The 20,068-nt window shown below is 69.5% G+C and carries 17 protein-coding genes; 11 read left to right on the top strand and 6 right to left on the bottom strand.

Going from position 1 to position 20,068, the window contains the following annotated elements:
• Nucleotides 1-207 precede the first annotated feature (207 nt).
• From DAI20_RS18620 to DAI20_RS15945, 6 genes are all read left to right on the top strand, one after another.
• Nucleotides 208-1,041, top strand: a complete 834-nt coding sequence (locus DAI20_RS18620; protein WP_159085098.1) for a hypothetical protein — start codon at nt 208-210, stop codon at nt 1,039-1,041.
• A gap of 47 nt (nt 1,042-1,088) precedes the next feature.
• Nucleotides 1,089-1,841: a hypothetical protein gene (locus DAI20_RS15965; RefSeq protein ID WP_108252697.1), complete on the top strand. Its 753-nt coding sequence runs from the start codon at nt 1,089-1,091 to the stop codon at nt 1,839-1,841.
• Nucleotides 1,842-2,072: 231 nt separating this feature from the next.
• A complete protein-coding gene (locus DAI20_RS15960) occupies nt 2,073-2,711 on the top strand; it encodes a hypothetical protein (protein ID WP_108252695.1) in 639 nt (212 codons plus the stop codon).
• The gene (locus DAI20_RS15955; RefSeq protein WP_108252693.1) at nt 2,708-2,941 is read left to right on the top strand and encodes a hypothetical protein; all 234 of its coding nucleotides are present in this window, start codon (nt 2,708-2,710) and stop codon (nt 2,939-2,941) included. The genes DAI20_RS15960 and DAI20_RS15955 overlap by 4 nt, the downstream gene beginning before the upstream one ends.
• A gap of 379 nt (nt 2,942-3,320) precedes the next feature.
• A complete protein-coding gene (locus DAI20_RS15950; RefSeq protein WP_108252691.1) occupies nt 3,321-3,734 on the top strand; it encodes a hypothetical protein in 414 nt (137 codons plus the stop codon).
• A gap of 45 nt (nt 3,735-3,779) precedes the next feature.
• Complete coding sequence (locus DAI20_RS15945) at nt 3,780-3,995, top strand: hypothetical protein (protein ID WP_108252689.1); 216 nt, start codon at nt 3,780-3,782, stop codon at nt 3,993-3,995.
• A gap of 186 nt (nt 3,996-4,181) precedes the next feature.
• Here the strand turns inward: DAI20_RS15945 and DAI20_RS15940 are convergent, their stop codons facing one another.
• From DAI20_RS15940 to DAI20_RS15920, 5 genes are all read right to left on the bottom strand, one after another.
• Entirely contained in the window at nt 4,182-7,232 is a 3,051-nt protein-coding gene (locus DAI20_RS15940) for an AAA family ATPase (RefSeq protein WP_108252687.1), read from the bottom strand.
• Nucleotides 7,229-8,380, bottom strand: coding sequence for an exonuclease SbcCD subunit D (locus tag DAI20_RS15935; RefSeq protein WP_108252685.1), 1,152 nt, complete (start codon nt 8,378-8,380; stop codon nt 7,229-7,231). The genes DAI20_RS15940 and DAI20_RS15935 overlap by 4 nt, the downstream gene beginning before the upstream one ends.
• A 131-nt stretch (nt 8,381-8,511) precedes the next feature.
• Nucleotides 8,512-8,961, bottom strand: a complete 450-nt coding sequence (locus DAI20_RS15930) for a hypothetical protein (protein ID WP_108252683.1) — start codon at nt 8,959-8,961, stop codon at nt 8,512-8,514.
• Between the two features lie 166 nt (nt 8,962-9,127).
• Nucleotides 9,128-9,994, bottom strand: coding sequence for a hypothetical protein (locus DAI20_RS15925; protein ID WP_108252681.1), 867 nt, complete (start codon nt 9,992-9,994; stop codon nt 9,128-9,130).
• 117 nt (nt 9,995-10,111) lie between these two features.
• Entirely contained in the window at nt 10,112-11,437 is a 1,326-nt protein-coding gene (locus DAI20_RS15920) for a GNAT family N-acetyltransferase (RefSeq protein WP_108252679.1), read from the bottom strand.
• Between the two features lie 119 nt (nt 11,438-11,556).
• On the opposite strand from DAI20_RS15920, the gene DAI20_RS15915 reads away from it, so the two are divergent.
• From DAI20_RS15915 to DAI20_RS15905, 4 genes are all read left to right on the top strand, one after another.
• On the top strand, nt 11,557-12,852 hold the full coding sequence (locus DAI20_RS15915) for a M18 family aminopeptidase (RefSeq protein ID WP_108252677.1): 1,296 nt from the start codon (nt 11,557-11,559) through the stop codon (nt 12,850-12,852).
• A 160-nt stretch (nt 12,853-13,012) separates the two neighbouring features.
• Nucleotides 13,013-13,555 carry a hypothetical protein gene (locus tag DAI20_RS18615; RefSeq protein WP_159085097.1) on the top strand — a complete coding sequence of 181 codons (543 nt, stop codon included), beginning with the start codon at nt 13,013-13,015 and terminating at the stop codon, nt 13,553-13,555.
• 581 nt (nt 13,556-14,136) lie between these two features.
• Entirely contained in the window at nt 14,137-15,204 is a 1,068-nt protein-coding gene (locus DAI20_RS15910; RefSeq protein ID WP_108252675.1) for an LLM class flavin-dependent oxidoreductase, read from the top strand.
• 31 nt (nt 15,205-15,235) lie between these two features.
• On the top strand, nt 15,236-16,084 hold the full coding sequence (locus tag DAI20_RS15905) for a DUF4433 domain-containing protein (RefSeq protein WP_108252673.1): 849 nt from the start codon (nt 15,236-15,238) through the stop codon (nt 16,082-16,084).
• A 67-nt stretch (nt 16,085-16,151) separates the two neighbouring features.
• Here the strand turns inward: DAI20_RS15905 and DAI20_RS15900 are convergent, their stop codons facing one another.
• Nucleotides 16,152-18,263 carry a choice-of-anchor I family protein gene (locus DAI20_RS15900; protein WP_240606122.1) on the bottom strand — a complete coding sequence of 704 codons (2,112 nt, stop codon included), beginning with the start codon at nt 18,261-18,263 and terminating at the stop codon, nt 16,152-16,154.
• Between the two features lie 157 nt (nt 18,264-18,420).
• On the opposite strand from DAI20_RS15900, the gene DAI20_RS15895 reads away from it, so the two are divergent.
• Nucleotides 18,421-19,869, top strand: coding sequence for an alpha-L-fucosidase (locus tag DAI20_RS15895; protein ID WP_108252671.1), 1,449 nt, complete (start codon nt 18,421-18,423; stop codon nt 19,867-19,869).
• The last annotated feature ends 199 nt before the right edge of the window (nt 19,870-20,068 follow it).

The raw sequence follows: 20,068 nt of genomic DNA, 5'->3' as shown, positions 1-20,068 counted from the left end.
GCCTCGCCCCACTCCCCCACATCGTCGCCATCCTCCGCACCCTCTAACCGAACGGCCGGCTGGGCCTAACCACACCGGTCAGGCCCAGCTGTGAGGGGCACCCCTCACACTCCCCGCCAGGCACCACACAGAGATCCGGACGAGGCGTTGCCCGATCGTGACCGAGACCCGCCCGAAAATTCCTCGGGTGCGGATAACGTGCAGACCATGAAGACTCAGAAGCTTCTCGCGAAGCTCACAGCCGTTGCCGTGGCGACGATCCTGACCACGACTGGGCTGCCAGCACATGCTGCTGAAGGGTCGCCGTCCCACACCGCGGACGCCGGACCTGGCGACCGGGTCTTCTACAGCGTGCCGTTCTCCCCGGACCTGTATGTGGTCGTCGAGAACGCCGCCCCAGCTCCCGCACCGCCCGCTCGTATCGCCTCATACATCGATTGGAGCGCCGCCGGATTCCCTACACCGAAGCCAGCAGAGGTCGTGTACAAGGCATACGAATGGTCAGACCGGGTGTGGGGAGAGCTGCGGTTCGGCGGCATCACCTATGCCGATGACATGGACTTCGACGGATGGATCAAGGCCGGCGCTCCCACCCCCACTCGCAACACCCTGATCGCAGGCTCCGTCGTGCTGAGGTACGAAACCGGAGCCGACCTGTTCGTGCACAACTACCGCGACTCTCCCGACGCCCTCGACCACAAGCTCACCTTCGGACAGTGGCAACGGCTTGGGGAACCCAGCTACCTCATGGTGAACAACCAGGGGTACCAGAAGCTGAGCTGGTCACCCATTATCACCGCGATGATCGACGTGAAAGCGGCGGTAGGGGCGCCCCTCACATTCGAGGAGTGGGCGACGCTCGGGTTCCCTAGCCCGCAGATCATCACCAGGTACCCGGTCGAAAACTTCTGCGAAGTCATCGGCTCTGCGGACATCAGGTACCGCACACGTGCGTTCCACAATGTCTTCCCCGACGGATTGATCCTGACCCTGGAACAGTGGCGCGCCGCAGGGTCACCCCCACCGCAGAAGGGGTGCTAACAAGCATGAAGACCCGGTAGCTTCTCGCGAAGCTCGAAGCCGTTGCCATGGCAACCGTCCTAACCAGCATCGGCCTGCCGTCGCCCGCAGCGAACGCCGGACCCCTCAACGACGTGTACTACAGCGTCCCGTTCTCCTCGGACCTGTATGTCATCGTCGAAGGGGCATCGCCCGATCCCGCTCCGCCCGCCCGTATCGCGACCGACGTCGAGTGGGAGGTCGACGGGTTCCCGACACCAACGCCAGCACCTACCGTCTACAAGGCCTATGAGTGGTCGGACCGCGTGTGGGGAGTCATGCGTCTCGGTGACATCACCTACGCAGACGACATGGACTTCGACGGCTGGATCAAAGCCGGCGCCCCCACTCCGACCCGCGACACGCTGATACCAGGCTCGGTGGTCCTCAGGTACGAAACAGGATCAGACCTCTTCCTCTGGAACTACCGGGAACACCGCGACACCCCCAAGCACAAACTCACCTACGGGGAGTGGCAACGCCTCGGCTCGCCCGGCTTCACCGACGTCCTCAACCAGGGGTACCAAAAGCTCAGCTGGACCCCCGTCATCACGGCGATGGTGAACCTCAGAGAATCGGTAGGAGTACCGCTCACCTTCGAGGAATGGGCGGCCCTGGGCTACCCGAGCCCGCAGATCGTCACCAGATATGCCAAAGACCTGTTCTGCAGCGTCAAAGGCACCCCCAACATCCGAGACCTCGGACCCGGCCACTACACCGGGCTGATCATCACCCTGGAACAGTGGCGCGCCGCAGGATCACCCCCGCCCGAACGCTGCTAAACCCTGCGACGCCAGGACCGACGCAGCCCAGATCCGCGTTCGCGCCCACCAGCTCCCTGCCTACGCTCCACACACCGGCGACCAACACCTCCCGGTGACCGTTCAGCGCCCCCATCCATCCGTAGTTGGGGCGTTGCCATCCCCCGACCACTCCTCAAGGCTGCAAGAAGTGCACGGCGGGGGCCGCGATAGGAAAGGCAACGAGTAGTGGCTCCGACAGATACAACCGACGTGGAGTCGGAGCAGCGGTGGGCCGCCGCCCGAGGACTGGCCGAAGGCGTTCCCGATCGGCGCATGCCCCGTCGACGCTGGCAGCTGTTCGCCCTGCTACTCACCGTCATGGTCCTCGGCGGAATCGCCGGTGGTGTCCTGGCCCCTTCACTCAGCTCGGCAACTGGCGGCACCGAAAGTGACGCCTTCACCAGCAGCCAGCTGATCGGGTATCTGTTCTTCGCCGTCGGTTTGGTGACCGGAATAGTCGGCTTCATCTGGGCGAAACGGACCGGCCGGTACATCCCTAGGTGGCGTCAAGCAATCAGCGCCCTCAACCGGCGGGAGCGGAAGTGGGTGACCAAGCAGCTACGAGGCAAGATCCCGCCGGACCCTGCCAAGCTGGACATTCTGCTCACGATCGCCAAGCAGTCCTGTGCAGTCACGGAGGGTGTCATCCCGATCTGGGCAGCGCTGGCCCTGATGAATGTCGGACTCGCCATCGCCAGTGATGCCGACACGCGGTGGTTCCTTCTGCTTGCGGCGGGGCTATTGACGATGGGAGCGGCACTCATGGCGGTCGACTACCGCCGATGGGGACTCTTCATTGGCACGCACGAGGATGCTTCCCGGTCCGATCATCCCGGAGTCGCCGGATGACCGAGGGTCAGATCGGGGCGCTGATCTTCTCGCCTATCTGCATCATCTGGGGCATCTGCTTCATCATCTTCCGCGCCCGCATATCCGCTGCAACTCAGCGGCAACGGAACGAACGCGGACACTACCGATCCGCAGCCACGCAAACCCCCGGACTCATGGCCGCTGCCGGCACGTTCTGCATCATCGCAGGGATCGTCCTGCCGATCCTCGTTTTCTCCGGGGCGCTCTAGCGGCTCATCGCCCACACACTCGGCACCCCGCCGTCCTCTTCGGTAACGCGATCGCCCTCGGCTGCCACCCCAACCGGAGACAGCACCAGCCTCACCGACCACCAACTCCACCAGCTCACCGCCGCCGCCAGCAGCACACCCACACCCGACGTGATCGACCGGCTCGCGATCATCCTCGCCCCGCTCCCCCCACATCGTCGCCATCCTCCGCGCCCTCTAACCCGAGGGGCCGGCTGGGCCTGACCACACTGGTCAGGTCAAGTCGTGAGGGAAACACCCCCTCACACTCCCCCGCCGCTGCGGCGCGCCCCCGTCCTGCTCCCTACTGGGGCGTCTTTCGCCCGGGTCAACAGCTCGGTGGAGTGAGAGTGTTGTCGCCATGTACCTGAAGCCACGCCTCGCCGGCCTCCTCGGCATGGTCGTCGGACTGGCGATGGCCGGGACCGGGGGTTGGCTGATCGCCACTCCCCCACTGTCCCTCCTCGGCGTGGTCGTTCTCGTGGCGGCGTCCCTCCTGTGCGCCGTCGCCGCAACCTGGACAGTACGGAAGTCCTGGAGCGCCACCGACTGGCCCGACCTCACCATCTCGGAAGAGAAGGCTCTCCGTCGAGCTCGACGAGTCCTCGTGATGCAGTGCGTCCTCGCACCGCTGATGATCGGCGGCTCCGTCTGGATCATCTTCACCGACACGCGCGGCTTCATCGGCTGGTTCTACCTCGGGTGGAGCGCTCTCATCCTGGGGTCATCCGTCTTCTCACTCGGACGGTCGGCTCACCTTCACAAGCACCAATAGGCGCTCACGAAGCGGTGTCAGAGGTGGTGACCACACTCAGGTCTCATGGCGCACACCTGGACCCCGATCCGTGAACTGACCCCCAACCTCCGCGGCGGCTGGACCCTGCGCGTCCGCGGCCGCGGCGACCTCGGCCACATCACCCGCAATACCGGGCCCCACTTCACCACCTACCAGTGCACCGGCCGGCAGGACACCGACCTCGGCAGCACGGACACCCTCACCGACGCCGCCTGGCGGCTCTGGCGCCAACAGCCCTAACCCCGACCGAACGGTGCCACCCCGAGATCACAGATCGGGCACACCAGCACCACCGCCGGTCCCCGCCACAACCGCAGCAGCTGCACCACGAGCTCACTCCCACACCCCGGGCACTCCTGCAGCTCGTCACCGAACTCGTCATCGCGGCTCTGGAGGACTCGACCGCGGGGCCCGTAGGGCGCAGCTCTAGGGTGCCGCCGCTCCCACCAGGTCGGGCTGCTGCGCGACCGCAGGGGCGGGGTCGGCCAGGGGCCCCAGGGGCGCGACCGGGATCGCGGGGAGCTCGCGCGCGGCCGTGATCTCGCTGTGGCCCTGATCCGTCACGCGGATGTGGAGCTTTGCGTGGATCTGCTCCTTCATCGTGTCGACGTGGCTGATGAGCCCGATGGTCCGCCCACCCGCGCGCAGTCCGTCCAGGGTCGCCATGGCCGTCTCGAGTGTCTCGCTGTCGAGGGAGCCGAAGCCCTCGTCGATGAACAGGGTGTCGAGCGTGATGCCGCCGGCCTGGTTCTGCACGACCTCCGCGAGACCGAGCGCGAGCGCGAGGGAGGCGAGGAACGTCTCGCCGCCCGAGAGCGAGTGCGTCGCCCGGGACCGGCCCGTGTGCTGATCGAGGATGGCGAGCCCCAGCCCGCTGCGCGTGTTGCGGTACTGCACCGCGTCGTCGTGCTCCAGCGCGAACCGCCCGTGCGTCATCGCGCCGAGGCGCGCATTCGCCGCGGCGACGATCTCCTCGAGCTGCGCGGCGAGCACGTACGTCTCGAGGCGCATGCGCTTGGTGTTCGGCTCCAGCCCCTGCACCGCATTCGTCAGCTCGCGCAGCTGCGCGTACTCCTCCTGCAACCCAGCGGATGCCGCGTACTGCGCGCGAGCGGCCTCCACCGTCGACCGCAGCTGGGATGCCCGCTCCGCGAGCGAAGCGCGCGCGTCCCTCGCGTCGTCCCGGGCCGCGGCGGCGGTGGCGGCCGCCTCCCGTGCAGCGTCCGTTCCGATCGGTTCGTCGGGGAGGTCGGAGTCGGCCAGCTCACGGAGGGTGGCGGAGGCCGTCGCCACACCCTGCTCGTACGCCCGGATGCGTGCCTCGAGCACCTGGATCTCGACGCGGGACCGTCGCGCCTGATCCACCTCGTCCGCGGTCGCGAAGCCGTGTTCGGCGAACTGCGCCGCGAGCACCGCCTCGGCACCCTCCAGGGCGGCACGGCAGGCGTCCACCTGGCCAGCCGCCTCGATCACCGCCGTCGCGGCGGAGATGCGCTGTGCCAGCGCGGCGGCGCGCTCGGTCACCGAGCCGTAGTCGCCGCGCGCCTGCTGCACGCGGGCGTCGATGTCCGTGAGCGAGACCGTCAGCTCCGCCTGGCGCTTCTCCGCCGTGGCCCGCTCGTCGCGCAGCCGCTCGAGCGTCGCGTTCGCGCCCTCCAACTCGGCCCGGAGGGCGGTCAGCTTCCGCTGTCTCGCGGTCATCTCGGTGCGCGCCGCCTGGGCGGCGCCGAGGGCGGACTCCGCCTCGGCGAGCTCCCCCTCGAGTTGCGGAACTCCCTTCCCACCGGACGCAGCGCGCTCCTCGGCGAGGCGCAGGGCCACCGCGGCGGTCGCATCGGAGGCGAGTCTCAGCGTGGCGGAGGCCTCGGTGATCGCGGCGTTCGCGGCGTCGAGATCCGCGTCCGTGACGTGTGGCTGATCGTCTGTTGGAGACGCCGGGACAGGATGGTCGACCGACCCGCAGACGGCGCACGGCGCTCCATCGACGAGTTCGGATGCGAGCTCGGACGCGTATCCGGCGAGCCGCCGGCTCAGGAGGGCACCGTGCTCCGCCACGGCGGCGGTGAGTGCCGCGTTCGCGCTCCTCTCCCGCTCCAGAGCCGCCCGGTGCTCGCTCTCCAGCGGCACGGCTCGCGTTGCCGAGGTCAGCGACGCGACGACGCTCGCCACCCGTTCGGCCGCGCTCGGCTCGGCTGCAGCGCGCCCCTGCGCGTCCAGGAACAACTGCGTCTCGGACTCGATGCGCGTGGGAAGCTCAGCGGCACTCGCGACCGCGACCTCGATGGCGTCGACACAGGCGGCGACCTGCTCCGCAGCCGACGCCACGTCGCGCTGCAGGGAGGGCAGCCTGGCCTCGTCCGCCAGCACGGCCTGCAGTGCACCCTGCTCGGCCTTCGCGTCGTCGACGAGGCTCGTGAGCTCGGCGGATGCAGCGTCCGGGTCCCCCAGTTCCGCGTAGCGCTCGCGCGCCACAGCCTCACGGTCGGTCGCGGCCTCCAGGGACGCCGCCGCCTCGGCCCGGCGGGTGATCTGAGGCTGGACGATGGACGCCCGTGTCGCGGCGTCGAGCACCAGACGGTCCTGGGCTACGCCCTCGCGCTGAGCCTCCCAGTCCGCGAGCTGCCGGCGGGCCCCGTCCCGCCGGGCCTGCAGCGCCTTCGCCTCCTCCACCGCGTGGAGGTGAGCAACCGCGGCGAGCGCGGCGGCGTCGGCGAACTGTGCCGCGGTCTCCGCCGCGGCAATCAGGACCTCGTGGCCCGCGAGCGTCTCCTCGAACCACTCGAGGGTCGGATCGGCCGCCGGCGCCTCCATCTGCAGCACGCCCGCCACGTGCGCCGCGTGAGCGGCGAGGGCATCGCGCGACGATCCGAGGCGTGTCTCGAGGGCCTTGCGCCTCTCCACCAGCGCGGTCTCGACCTGCTCGAACCGCCGGGTGCCGAAGAGGGTGCGCAGCACGGCCTGGCGATCGTCGTTGCCGGAGCGCAGGAACTTCTGGAACCGGTTCTGCGCGAGCAGGATGACCTGCAGGAACTGGTCCTTGCTGAGACCGAGCACCCCGTCGAGCTCCATGGCGACATCGACCGCACGCGCGGCGAGCCCGCGCCAACCGTCCCCGTCCCGCACGAACAGCTCGGCGGAGGCGGCCTGCTTCGTGGTGCCGGAGCCGCGACGCTTCGGCCGCTCGAACTCCGGGGTGCGGCGCACGCGATAGTCCGTGCCGTTGATGCGGAAGTCGAGCTCGACGAAGGTGGGGTCGTCGATGTCGCAGTGGTCGCTCCGCAGCTGCTGCTGAGTGCCCTCGTAGCGGGGGACGCCGTTGTAGAGGGCGTAGCAGATGGCGTCGAGGATGCTCGACTTCCCGGCCCCGGTCTTGCCCGTGATGAGGAAGATGCCGTCGTCGTCGAACTGCTCGAAGTCGACGTGCTGCTCGTTCTTGTAGGGGCCGAAGCCCGCCATGGTCAGCGCCAGGATCTTCACGCGGCGACCTCCCCGGCGGCCTGTTCGGCCAGGACCTCCGCGAGGACGGACCGCTCGAACTCACTCGGCCCCACCCCGTTGCGGACGTGCTCGAGGAAGCCTGCGACGATCTCCGTGTCGCTCTTCGCCCGCACGCGCTCGGCGTAGGTCGCCGCGACCGGCTGGTCGGTCACGGCGGGACGGTGCTCGAGCGCGGCGCACCAGCCGAACCGCTCCTGTAGCCGGCGCATCCCGTCCAGCGGCCGCACGCGATCGGTGACCACGGCGGAGACCCAGTCCTGCTCGTGCACAGCGTGCACGGCGTTCGTCAGCAGGTCGTCGAGCTCCCCCGTGAGCACCGTGAGCCGTCGCGGAACGGGGAGGTCGAGCCACTCGACGGGGCCCAGCCCGTCGGCGGTCAACTCGACGAGCCAGCCGCCCCGGGGCTTCCCCGCCTCGCTGAAGGAGTAGTGCAGAGGCGCGCCGGAGTAACGGACGCGCTCGCTCAGTGCCGCCCGCCCGTGGATGTGCCCGAGCGCCACGTAATCGGGGCCGTCGAACACGCCGATCGGCACGTAGTCCAGACCACCCGCCGTGATGTCGCGCTCCACGTCGCTCGCCTCGATGCCCACTGCAAAGCAGTGCGAGACGACGACGGAACGCCCGCCGCGGGCGGCCAGGTCGGCCCGCACCCGGTCCATGGCGAAGCGCAGCGTCTGCTCGTGGCTGCGCAGCTCCGCGTCGGGATACGCGTGCCGCACGAGGGCCGGCTCGAGGTAGGGGATGCCGTAGATGTGCACGGGCCCGTGCTCGTCGTCGACCGTGACCGGCTGGTCGTGCTGATTGTGCTGGGTGATGACGTGGATGCCCGCGAGCTCGACGAACTCGGCGAGGAAGCCGAGGCGGGCGGACGAGTCGTGATTTCCGCTCGTGACGACGACCGTGGCGCCGGCGTCCCGGAGGCCTCGAAGGGCCGCGGTGAGGACGCCGTAGTTCTCCGCGGCGGGCGTCGCGGAGTCGAACACGTCGCCGGCCACGACCACGACGTCGATGTCCCGGGAGCGGACGGTCTCCACCATGGACTGCAGCACCTCGGTCAGCTGGCCCAGCGTCGAGTGCCCGTGAAAGGTGCGCCCGATGTGCCAGTCGGAGGTGTGCAGGATCTTCATGCGGATACGCTAACCCGCCCCACCGACACGACCGGTCAGGCGCGACGGGGCAGGACTGCCCGTGTTGAGCGGCGGGTGGGAGCGGGGCTTGGCAGCGCGGATGCCGAGGGCATCGGAGACGCGAGGGAGCGTCACGCGGTGTCCGCAGCTCTGGTGCGCGCGGTCGCGTAGTCGTCCGGCGCGGCCCAGCGCACGCCTCGGGCATGGGACAGCAGGATCCCGTGCAGGCTGAGGGGGCTGAGCGAGGCTGCGGACGTGAGCATCCTCGCCCAGGCCGAGTCGGCCGGCGTCAGGGCCATACCGCCGAAGCGTTCGATGATCGCGACGAAGCCCCGGGCGTCCGTCTGCTCCTGCACGTACGCGAGCAGCGATGCGAACTTGAGGTCGTCGTCCTCGGCGGGCTGCGGCGGCGGGTCCTGCACCGGGATGAGCAGCGGCAGCTGCCGGTCCTCGTCGTCGAGGAAGAACAACCAGATCTGGCGGCGGGCGGCGCGGCCGATGAGCAGCCGGGCGCGCTCCTCGATGGCGGCCTGCGAGGTGAGGGGCGCGAGGTGCTCTCGGTCGTAGGGTGGCGGGTTCATCCGGACACCCTGGCGGGACACGGGATGCTCCGGACCGCAGCGGCCGGATCCGTTCAGCCCGGTCGCCCCGAGCCGCCTGTGCAGGACAGGCGGCATGCATGCGCCGGTCCGGAAAGCACCCGCCGGCCGCCGATCCGCCGCTGCCCTCGCCACCCGGGCGCGCCCGTCAACCGGCAGAAGCCAGGTCGAACAGGACGGCCTCGACGTTGTCCACCGTGACGACGCGCGGGTCGGCTCTCTCCGGCGGCAGCTCGATCACCGTCGTCCACGCCACCAGGGGTTGTGCGCAGACGTCGTCCTCCGTCTCGCTCAGGATGGCGAGCGTGTCCGCGGGGGCCGACGCCACGAACGAGCCAGGAAGGGTGGCGCAGGCGCTCCCCCAGATGACGAGCGTGAGCTGCCCCTCCTCCGGCCCCCGGGCGGCGTAGGGCGGCGGCGAGCCCGGTCCCGGGAGGCCGTCGGCGTCCGGTAGCGCCGGGGTTTCCACGTCCGCCCGCACGATCGTGAGCGGCCGGAGGTCCCGCTCGTCGAAACGGACCTCGAGCAACACACTCGGCAGGATGCAGTCGAGGTTCCCGGTGCTCCCGCAGTACCCGGTGTCCTGCGGCTCGATCTGGAGTACCGCCCGGCCGACCGGCATGATCCGGGGCACGGTGACGCTCGTGGTGAAGGACCCGTCGTCGGCAACCGTCACGGTGACCTTCTCGGAGTGCAGGGTCTCCGGAGTATAGATGAGGGGTTGCAGCCACAGGGTGTGCGTCGAGCCGGGGAGCAGGGACAGGCACTCAGGCGCCGGCGCCCGGTCGATGAGCAGGGTGTCGCCCAGCACGGGGGCGGTGCTGCTCACGCCGATCCCGCACGCGAACGGGTCCTCGGGCGTCGCCACGGCCGTCGGCTCGGCAGCCGGTTCACCGGCGGGTCCCCCGATCCCCGCCCCCGTGCCGGTTGAGCCGGCGCAGCCCGTGAGCAGGACTACCGCGGCGGCCACGATCGCCGGCACGAGGTGCCGGCGGGGCCGGGTCATCGATGTCATGGCGCCAGCATCGCGGGGAAACCCGTCAAGCGGTAGCCCAACGAAACGCGCACCTCGCCGTGCGGCGACGAAGACGATGCAGCAGTGCGCCGCGGATCAGAAGGGGGTTGGCACGGATCAGAACCAGATGCTCAGCCAGGGCGTGACGGGCGAGCGGAAGGAGCCGTCGAGCACGTCGGCGGATCCCGGCCTGAGCTCGGTCACGCGTCCGGCCCGCACGAGGGTGCCTGCCGAGACGCCGCCGAGGTACAGGGCACCGAGGTCCGCGGCGGACAGCGCAAGCTCGGCGACGCCGTCCGGGGCCTCGCCCTTCAGCGGCGAGACGGAGGCGGCCCCGTCCGCGCCGATCTCGACGAGGACATCCCCTTCCACGAACCCGAGCGGATCCGTCACCCGGAGCCCGATCCGACCCGGGGCGCGGTAGCGCCGCCCCTCGAGCGCGGCCTTCGCATCGAGGATGCGGACCCACAGGTGGTCCCCCTCGTTCGACTTCCGAGCGGCGCGCTGGTCGGTGATCTGCCAGGCGACGGGCTCGTCGACCGACCGCAGCGGCGCGTGCACCTGTCGCACCAGGTCCATCTCGAGGAGATAGCGCCAGAGACCCGCGTACGCGTCGTCCGTGACCGCGAGCAGGTAGTGCAGGTCGAGCACGTGCGACGCGAACTCCTGGTCCTGCTCGGTGAAGCGGTAGAGCGCGAAGCCCTGCGCGACCCCGTCCGCGTCGTCGTAGCGGACGGCGTGCAGGTCCTTTCCGTTGTCCTTGCCCTCGTGGGCGGCGCCGAGCATCCGGTGCCAGAGGTAGTCCCAGTGCTCGATCTCGCCCGGCACCGAGAGCCGCGCGCGCTCGAGAAGCTCGGCGCGCTGCTCACTCAGCTGGTCGAGGGACAGGAACCGCACGCGTCCGTCGGGCCTCGGCCCGCTCCACCCGGCGCGGCGGGTGTCGATCTTCCAGGTGGCCGCCATCGCCGCCGGGGCGAAGCCGAATCGTCCGTAGATCGTGGCTTCGGAAACCGTGAGCATGGCGAGCGGCAGCCCGAGGTCGTGCGCGGTGCGCAGCTCCCCCTCGAGCAGCGCACGCGCCACGCCCTTGCGGCGGTGCGTCGGCGCCACCGTGACCGAGCTGATCGCCCACCCCGTGACGCTCGTCTCGCCGGGAACGGTGAGCTGCGCGGGCCAGGACGCGACGGTGGCGACGGGAACGACCGGGTCCGGCGACGCGTCGTCCCAGACGCCCAGAGCCCGCCGGTACTCCAGTCCCTTCTGCTGCGCGTCGACCGCCTGCTGCGTCGGGCGCGAGTCGTGGAAGCCGCGGGAGTCCGCGTGCAGCCAGCCCCGGAAGGCCTCCGCGTCCCCGTTGTCGAGGATGCCGTAGCGGAGATCCTGGGCGGTCAGGCGCTCTTCGGACTCGGCGTCGACGGGATGGGTGCGGTACTCACTGCTCATGCCCCGAGGCTATCGGGGCGGGGCGGCGTTCCTCCAGGATCGCTCCTCCGTCCCGACCGGCATCGCAGCGGGCGCACACCCCGGAACCGGCCGCCGGTAGCCGGTGTTTGAATGGAGCGATGAGCGACACCGTGCAGACCACCCCCGCCCGCGCCCACCTCGACGATCTCGCCGCCTTCGTCTCGGCGTCGCCGTCGTCGTTCCACGCGGTGCAGGAGGCGGCGCGGCGGCTGACCGAGTCCGGCTTCACCGAGCTGAGCGAGCGCGACGAGTGGCCGACGGGGGCAGGCAAGCGGTTCGTGCTGCGCGATGGCGCGATCGTCGCCTGGATCCAGCCGGCGAGCGCACGCCCGACCACGCCGTTTCGCATCCTCGGCGCGCACACCGACTCCCCTGGCTTCAAGCTCAAGCCGAAGCCCACGACGGCGTCGCACGGGTGGCTGCAGGCCGGCGTCGAGGTCTACGGCGGACCGCTCTACAACTCCTGGCTCGACCGCGAGCTCGAGTTCGCCGGGCGGCTCGCCTTCGCCGACGGCACCGTCGCCCTCGTGCGCACCGGTCCCTTCCTGCGCTTCCCGCAGCTCGCCGTGCACCTCGACCGCGGCGTGAACAGCGACGGCCTGCGGCTCGACCCGCAGAAGCACCTGAACCCCATCATCGGCGTCCGGGATGCGGCGTCCGCCGACGTGCTCGCCCACCTCGCCGCGCTCGCGGGACGGGACGGCGACGAGGTGGCCGGCTACGACATCAGCGTCGCCGCCACCACCGCCCCCGCCGTGTTCGGCATGAACGAGGAGTTCTTCGCCTCGGGTCGGCTCGACAACCTCTCCTCCGTGCACGCCGGGCTCGCTGCGATGGTCGACCTGCCGGACGAGTGGGACGCCATCGTGGTGTTCGCCGCCTTCGACCACGAGGAGGTGGGATCCGAGTCCCGCTCCGGTGCGAGCGGCCCCCTCCTCGCGGACATCCTGGCCCGCATCGGCGCCGGGCTCGGCGCGACCGTGTCGGACTCCGCCCGCGCATTCGCCGGCTCCTGGTGCCTGTCCGCCGACGCCGGGCACGCGGTGCACCCCAACTATCCCGAGCGTCACGACCCCGTGAACCGCCCCATCGTCAACGGCGGACCGCTGCTCAAGATCAACGCCAACCAGCGCTACACGACTGACGCGCTCGGCGCGGCCGAGTGGGCGCGCGCCTGCGCTCAGGCCGGAGTCGACTACCAGGAGTTCGTCTCGAACAACGCCGTCCCCTGCGGCTCGACCATCGGGCCGCTGACCGCCACCCGCCTGGGCATCCGCACGCTCGACGTCGGCCTCCCCCTCCTCTCGATGCACTCCGCCCGCGAGATGTGCGGCGCTGAGGACCCGGCCGCGTTCACCGCCGCGATCGCCGCCTTCCTGCACCCGACCGCGTAGCGGGGCAAGGAAGGGACGTAGGTCGAGGTAGACACACGCGCTCTGATCAAGCGACGTCACATCGGACTCAAACCTCCAGTCGGCTCACCGAGCGGAGCCGCCGCCGGCGTTGTCGTGTAGCTCGCTCCCTGAGAAGTCCCGGCCCTGATACGGTCTGCATGTGGAATGGTGGGAAGCTCTCGAAGTTGACTGGCGACTACGCCCTAGTTTCTTCGACTATTTCGCCCTCGCTCTCACACTCGGCGGGTTGCTCCTCGCGTGGCTTCAATTCCGTAAAGCCCGTACGGCACTTCAGGCAGAGCGCGACACTAAGTCTTCACTTGAATACAATCAACTCCTTGCTCTGTTGCCTGAGTTCCACCCGATTCTTTCTGACATCGACAGCGCTGTTCATCGAGGCAATACATACGCGGCACAGCGCGAACTAGTGCGGTTTGCGCGAATATGCGGCGATGCCGCCACACTCGCGGGAAAGATGAATCCGCCCAGGGATTCATTCATCACCGAACTTACGTCCTGTGCGGTTGCTGCTTCGGAAGCGAAGGAGCAACTTGCACTCGATGCAACTGCTGACCTAATCGACACCGTCCGGGTCGGCTACAGATCCATGACGGAGATAAGCAACCAGGCTGCGCAATATGCGACAGAGTTGCGATTCGACACACCGCTACCTACCAGGAGGAAACGTGTTATTCGAGCCTGAAGATTGGGAGGGAGTGATTCATACCCTCACGAGCAAGACGCAACAAGGCAAGGTCGCGTGGGAGCGCGTTACGGAGCCCGCCCGCTCCTCACTGCTATCAACTGCTCGTCTTACGATGGGCATTGGAGATATGACCGCGCAAGTGGGTCATAATCATTTTCGACTCGGCGCAGTAGATGCAGACGGTAGAGCTCCATTCTTTCTGGAAGTCACTCGCAACGACCGAGATGAGGAGGTCTCCGACACTCTTCGGTCAGACGCATACAGAAGTGACCCGAACTTCCATTTCTCACAGGTTGCTCTGCACCGGCTCTTTGAGGCGGCTAGTAGACATGCCAGGCGCCGAGCACAGGTAGCGAAGACCATCATCCGTGAGCTCGACGGGCTTTAACCTCGCGAGCTTCACGCGGTAGTCCTGGAGATTCGTAGATGCTGTGTGGATCAACCAGTCCAGTCGAAGTCGCTCATCCCACATCTATACAGTTGTTTGGTGAGCTGCAGCGCCGCGATCGCCGCCTTCCTGCACCCGACCCCGTAGCGGGGCAAGGAATAACGCGCGCCTCGCGGACGCTGGGTCCCGTATGAAGCGGATCGGTTTCCTGTCCTTCGGGCACTACCAGGCGGTGCAGGGGTCTCTCGTGCGCACCGCTCGCGACGCGCTGCTGCAGAGCATCGAGCTCGCGGTCGCGGCGGAGGAGCTCGGCGTCGACGGCGCCTACGTGCGCGTGCACCACTTCGCACGCCAGCTCGCGTCGCCGTTCCCGCTGCTCGCCGCCATGGGCGCGCGCACCAGCCGCATCGAGCTCGGCACCGCGGTCATCGACATGCGGTATGAGAATCCCCTCTACATGGCCGAGGACGCTGCGGCGGCCGACCTCATCAGCGGCGGCCGGCTGCAGCTCGGCCTGAGCCGCGGGTCGCCCGAGCCGGCGCTGAACGGGCCCGAGGCCTTCGGCTACGTGCCCGGCGAGGGCAGCACCGACGCGGAGGACGCCCGCATCAAGACGGCCATCTTCCGCGCCGCCATCGACGGGGCCGGTGTCGCTCAGGCCGATCCGAGGATGACCGGTCAGAACGGGCTCCTCGCGATCGAGCCGCAGGCACCCGGGCTCGCCGACCGCATCTGGTGGGGCTCCGGCACCCGGGCCACCGCGAAGTGGGCGGGTGAGCAGGGCATGAACCTGATGAGCTCGACCCTCCTGACCGAGGACACCGGCGTGCCGTTCGACGAGCTGCAGGCGGAGCAGATCGCCATCTACCGCGAAGCCTGGCGCGAGGCCGGATGGGAGCGGACGCCACGGGTGTCCGTGAGCCGCAGCATCATCCCGCTCACGTCCGACGCCGACCGGCACTACTTCGGCGTGCGCGCCCAGGTGGAAGGCAGGGACCAGATCGGTCACCTCGACGGCGGGCTCGCCCGCTTCGGCCGCAGCTTCATCGGCGAACCGGACGTCATCGCCGAGGAGCTCGCCCGTGACGCCGCGATCCAGGCCGCCGACACCCTGCTTGTCACGGTGCCCAACCAGCTGGGGGTCGACTACAACGCCCACCTGCTCGAGTCGATCGTGCGGCACGTCGCTCCCGCCGCCGGGTGGCGCGGCGCCGACGTGAACGCGCCGGACCTCGTGCCTGCCGACCTCCTCGACTGACGGACGCACGGAAGGCACGTAGGGTTTCAGAGTGATCGACGAATGCATCCACGGACTCGAGCGCGGCCGCTGCGACGTCTGTAGCCCGAAGGTCGCTCCGAAACGCGACACCCCCGCCCCCGCGAAAGTGCGGGCCACGACGGCGCCCCGACGCTCGGCTCCCCCGACCCTGCGCGGCACCGCCTCCACCGCCCCGCGCAAGCCCGCCCTCCGGCCGCTCAACGTCGGCGAGCAGCGGATCTACCACGTGACCCACGTCGGCAACCTGCCCGGCATCCTCGCCACCGGTGCGCTCCTCGCGGATGCGAGCGCCGACTGGCAGACCCGGCCAGTGACCGACATCTCCTCCCCCGAGAACCGGGAGGCGCGGCGCCGCACGCCGGTCGCGGGGGACGACAGCGCCGCGGTAGCGGAGTACGTGCCCTTCTTCCTCTCCCCCACCGCGACGGTGTGGGACATCCTCCGCGCCGGCACGCCGGACCCGCGCCTCTCCTCCGCAACCAGGGACATCCCGGCCGCGGAGTTCGTGATCCTCGTGAGCACCATCCGTCAGGTGTCGGGCATCCACTCGGGCGACGCCAGCCCTGCTCAGCCCGCGATCGTCGTCGCGGACGGCGACGCCGCCCTGCCGCTCACGCGCTTCGCGGCCAGCACCGACACCCACGAGCGGATGCTCCGCCGCATCCTGCTGGGCGATGACGACGACGCGTCCTCGCGAGCGGAGTTCCTCGTGCGGAACGCCGTTCCCCTGAATGCCGTCTCCCTCATCGGCGTCGCACACAACAACGCCCGCGAGTCCGTGCGCGGGATCCTCTCGTCGTCCGACTTCGCACCCCGCGTCGCCGTGCACCCACCGTGGTTCGCCGCGCCGTCCGAGTGACCTGACGGACGAGAGCGGGCCGCCACGTCTTCCGACGCGGCGGCCCGCTCTGGTTTCCCGTGCCGCGCTAGGCGGAGCGCCGACGCAGGCGGATCAGCACGAGCGCCGCGCCGCCGAGCATCAGCAGCGCCGCCGCTGCCGCCGCACCCGCCGCGAGACGAGAGTCGGTGCCCGTGTAGGCCAGCTCGTCCTCGTCGCGGGACTCCTCGTCTGCTGCGCCGGTCGAGCCGGTGCCGGTCGACGGACGGGGCGCGCTGGGCGCGGCCGGGGCGGGGGTCGTAGGGTCAGGAGCGACCGGAGCCGGAGCGACCGGCGCGGGCGAGATCGGGGCCGGGGTGACCGGTGCGGGCGTGCCCGGGTTCGGCGCCGGGGTGACCGGTGCGGGCGTGCCCGGGTTCGGCGCCGGGGGCACCGGGGCCGGGTCGAGTTCCGTCGGGGCGACCGAGAAGAGCGTGGTGGTGCCGGAGACCTCGTTGCCGACGGCCAGCAGGGCGCCGCCGGTGGGTGACTCCTCCGCCGGAATGAAGGTGAGGCCCTCCGGTCCCAGGTCCCCCGCGCCAGCGGGTCCGTCGTCCTCCGCCGACACCGCGAAGTTGCGGTTGTTGAGGTAGGTGACGAAAGTCGCATCGGTCGGCTCGGTCACGTCGAACACGGCGACACCGCCGACCCGCTCGAAGCCGACGAACGCGTAGGTGCGACCGTCCACGACTCCGATGGTCAGGCCCTCGGGCTCGGGGCCCTTGTCGTCGCTCCTGCCGTCGAAGCCGGACTCGGAGTGGTTCGAGTTGAAGAACTCGGGCACGGCCTCGGCGATGATGCGCTCGAACGCGTCACCCGAGTCCCACACCTGCTCGCCGGATGCGTCCCAGATGCTCATCGAGCGGGAGCCGAAGGTGTAGAGCTGCGTGAAGCAGCCGCGCTCCTCGTCGAATCCGTCGGCCGTCGTGATGGTGAGCCGGCCGAGAGCGCCGTCCTCCAGCAGTGCGGCAGCGTCGGTGGGAACGCCGTTCAGGCCGAGGGCGGCATCGAAGGCGTCGGCGCAGACCGGGCCCGGGCCCTCCTCCGCCAGATCCTTCACCCGGGCGACCTCGCTGTAGCCCTCCCAGTCGCGGGAGTCGCCCTCGTTCGCGGTCACGAGATACGTCGCACCGTCGACCTCGTAGGAGTCGATCGAGTCGGGCATCGGAAAGCCGAGCACGGGCCAGGAACGGATCGCGATCGCACCGTCCTCGTCGGACGCGTCGAAGGGCACCGTCATCCGGTCGACGACTCCGAGGTCACGGATGGCCGTCACGGTCGCCGTTGCGAGGTCCACCTCCGCGATCGCGTTCGCCTCCTGCAGGGTCACCCACGCGGTGGTGGAGTCGGCGGACACCGTCGCGTACTCCGGCTCGAGGTTCTCCGACACCGGGCGGTCTGGAACGCCGGTGCCCGCGTCCTCCCTGCCGCCGAAGATCCGCACGCCCGCGGGGAGGTGGGCGGTGCCGCCGGCCTCGAACGCATGGAAGTCCGCCGTTGACACGGCGGACTGATCGGCCGGGGCGATGCCCGACGGCACGCCGATCACCGTGACGGATCCCTCGGGGTCGACGCTGTAGTCCTCGGCCGGTTCGCCCTCGTTCGCCACGACGATGCGCGACCCGTCCGGGGTGAAGGTCAGCATGTCGGGAAGCGCCCCGACGCGAACCGCGCCGAGCGCGGTGCCGTTCCCGGCCGCGTCGAAGAAGACGACCCAGCCCGCATCGGTCTTGACGTCGGACTCCACCGCGATGGCGCCCAGCCCGTCCGGGCGCACGGCGACCGAGTTGGCGACGGCTCCCATGGGGACGACGGAGCCGTCCGAGGCGGTCACGCCCGTCGTCTGCAGGTCGAACAGCTTCTCGGGTGCCGAGGGGTCGGCGATGGACAGCACCTCCACCTTCGCCTGGGCCGCGTTGACGACGAGGAGCCGCTGCTTCGCGGCGAAGTAGGTCACGATCTCGGCGGCGCTCTCGTCGAAGATGCCGGTCTCGTAGGTGCCGATGGCGGCGAGTTCGAGCGCGGCGTCCGGCGCGGACAGGCCGACCGGCGCACTCACGATGTCGGCCGTGGCTGGAGCGACGAAACCGAACGAGACGGAGGCGACGACGATCGAACAGGCAACCACCAGGGCGGGGCGGCGGAAAGAAGAGGGCTTCACGGTGTCCTTGGGCTCGGGGGCGGGTCGCCCGAACGATAAGGAGCACAGGTGACGTGTCGGTGTCCAGAGGGTGAACCGTGCCCGCACCGGGTATGCCGTCAGGGCCAGGATGGAGGGGTCGGCACCGCCGAACGAAATGGACTCAGTGGGGAGATCAATGCCGGGATTCGACACCGAAGCGCATCGCAACGCCCTCGACGGGGTGACGGCCGGCGTGGAACAGGGGCCGTTCGCTCCCTCCTGGGATTCGCTGCGGGGAACGACCATCCCTCGCTGGTATGAGGACGGTAAGTTCGGCATCTTCATCCACTGGGGCGTGTACTCGGTGCCGGCTTTCGACAACGAGTGGTATCCGCGCAACATGTACATCGAGGGAAGCCGGGCGTTCCAGCATCACCTCGAGACGTACGGTCCGCACACCGAGTTCGGTTACAAGGACTTCATCCCGCAGTTCACGGCGGAGCGGTTCGATGCCCGCGAATGGGCGCTTCTCTTCCGCAGAGCCGGCGCGCAGTTCGTCGTGCCCGTTGCCGAGCACCACGACGGGTTCGCGATGTACGAGTCCTCGTTCACCCGATGGAAGGCGACCGAGATGGGGCCGCAGCGGGACGTGATCGGGGAGCTTGCGGAGGCCGTGCGCGAGCAGTCGATGGTCTTCGGGTTGTCCTCCCACCGAGCGGAGCACTGGTGGTTCTTCAACGGCGGCGCAGGCTTCCCCTCCGACGTGCTCGGGCCCGACTACGTCGACCTGTACGGTCCCGCCATGCGGCAGGAGACGCAGCCCTCTGAGGCGTTCCTCGAGGACTGGCTGGTGCGCACGGCGGAACTCGTGGACCGCTACCGTCCGCAGCTCCTCTACTTCGACTGGTGGATCGAGCAGCCCGCGTTCGCGCCCTACCTGCAGAGGCTCGCCGCCTACTACTACAACCGCGCGGCGGAGTGGGGGCGCCCGGTCGCCATCGACTACAAGCACTCGGCCTTCCCGGAGGGCGCCGCCGTCTTCGACGTCGAGCGCGGGCAGCTCTCCGGCATCCGGCACCCCTTCTGGCAGACCGACACCTCGGTGTCCCGCAACTCGTGGTGCCACATCGAGGGCCAGGACTACAAGGACGCGGCAGAGCTCATCGCCGACCTCGTCGACGTGGTCAGCAAGAACGGGGCCCTCCTGCTCAACATCGGGCCCAGGGCGGACGGCTCCATCCCGGACGAGGACGCGGCGCTGCTGCTGGGAATCGGCCGGTGGCTGTCCCGCAACGGCGAGGCGATCTACGGCACGCGCCCCTGGACCGTGTTCGGGGAGGGGCCGACGCGGCCGGCGGAGGGGGAGTTCACCGACGGCACGCGTACCGAGTACACGCGGGAGGACATCCGGTTCACGACGACGAAGGACGCGCTGTACGCCACTCTCCTGGTGGAGGACGCCGGGAACGAGGTGCGTATCCGGTCCCTCGGGTCCTCGTCGACGCTGTACCCGCGCGAGGTAGCATCGGTGCGCCTGCTGGGCACCGGGGCCGAGCTCGAGTGGCGCCGCGATGCGGACGCCCTCGTCGTCCAGCTACCCGCTGACGCCGGTCCCCTGCCGGCGCTGCGGATCCAGGGCGCGTAGCGTCCCTCTCCCGGCGCGGGGACCGTGAGGGAGTTAACGAGGAATGGCCATCCCGCGTGGGACGGCCATTCCTCGTTGCCTGGTTGTGGGTTAAACAGCAATGGCCACCCCGGTGTCGGGGTGGCCATAGCCTTTGTGCAAGTTAAGTCCGGCGGTGTCCTACTCTCCCACAAGGTCACCCTTGCAGTACCATCGGCGC

It is taken from the genome of Planctomonas deserti, assembly GCF_003067705.1.
Classification (GTDB): Bacteria; Actinomycetota; Actinomycetes; order Actinomycetales; family Microbacteriaceae; genus Planctomonas; species Planctomonas deserti.
Note: the sequence above shows the minus strand (reverse complement) of the source record. Positions and strands in the feature narration are given on the sequence as shown.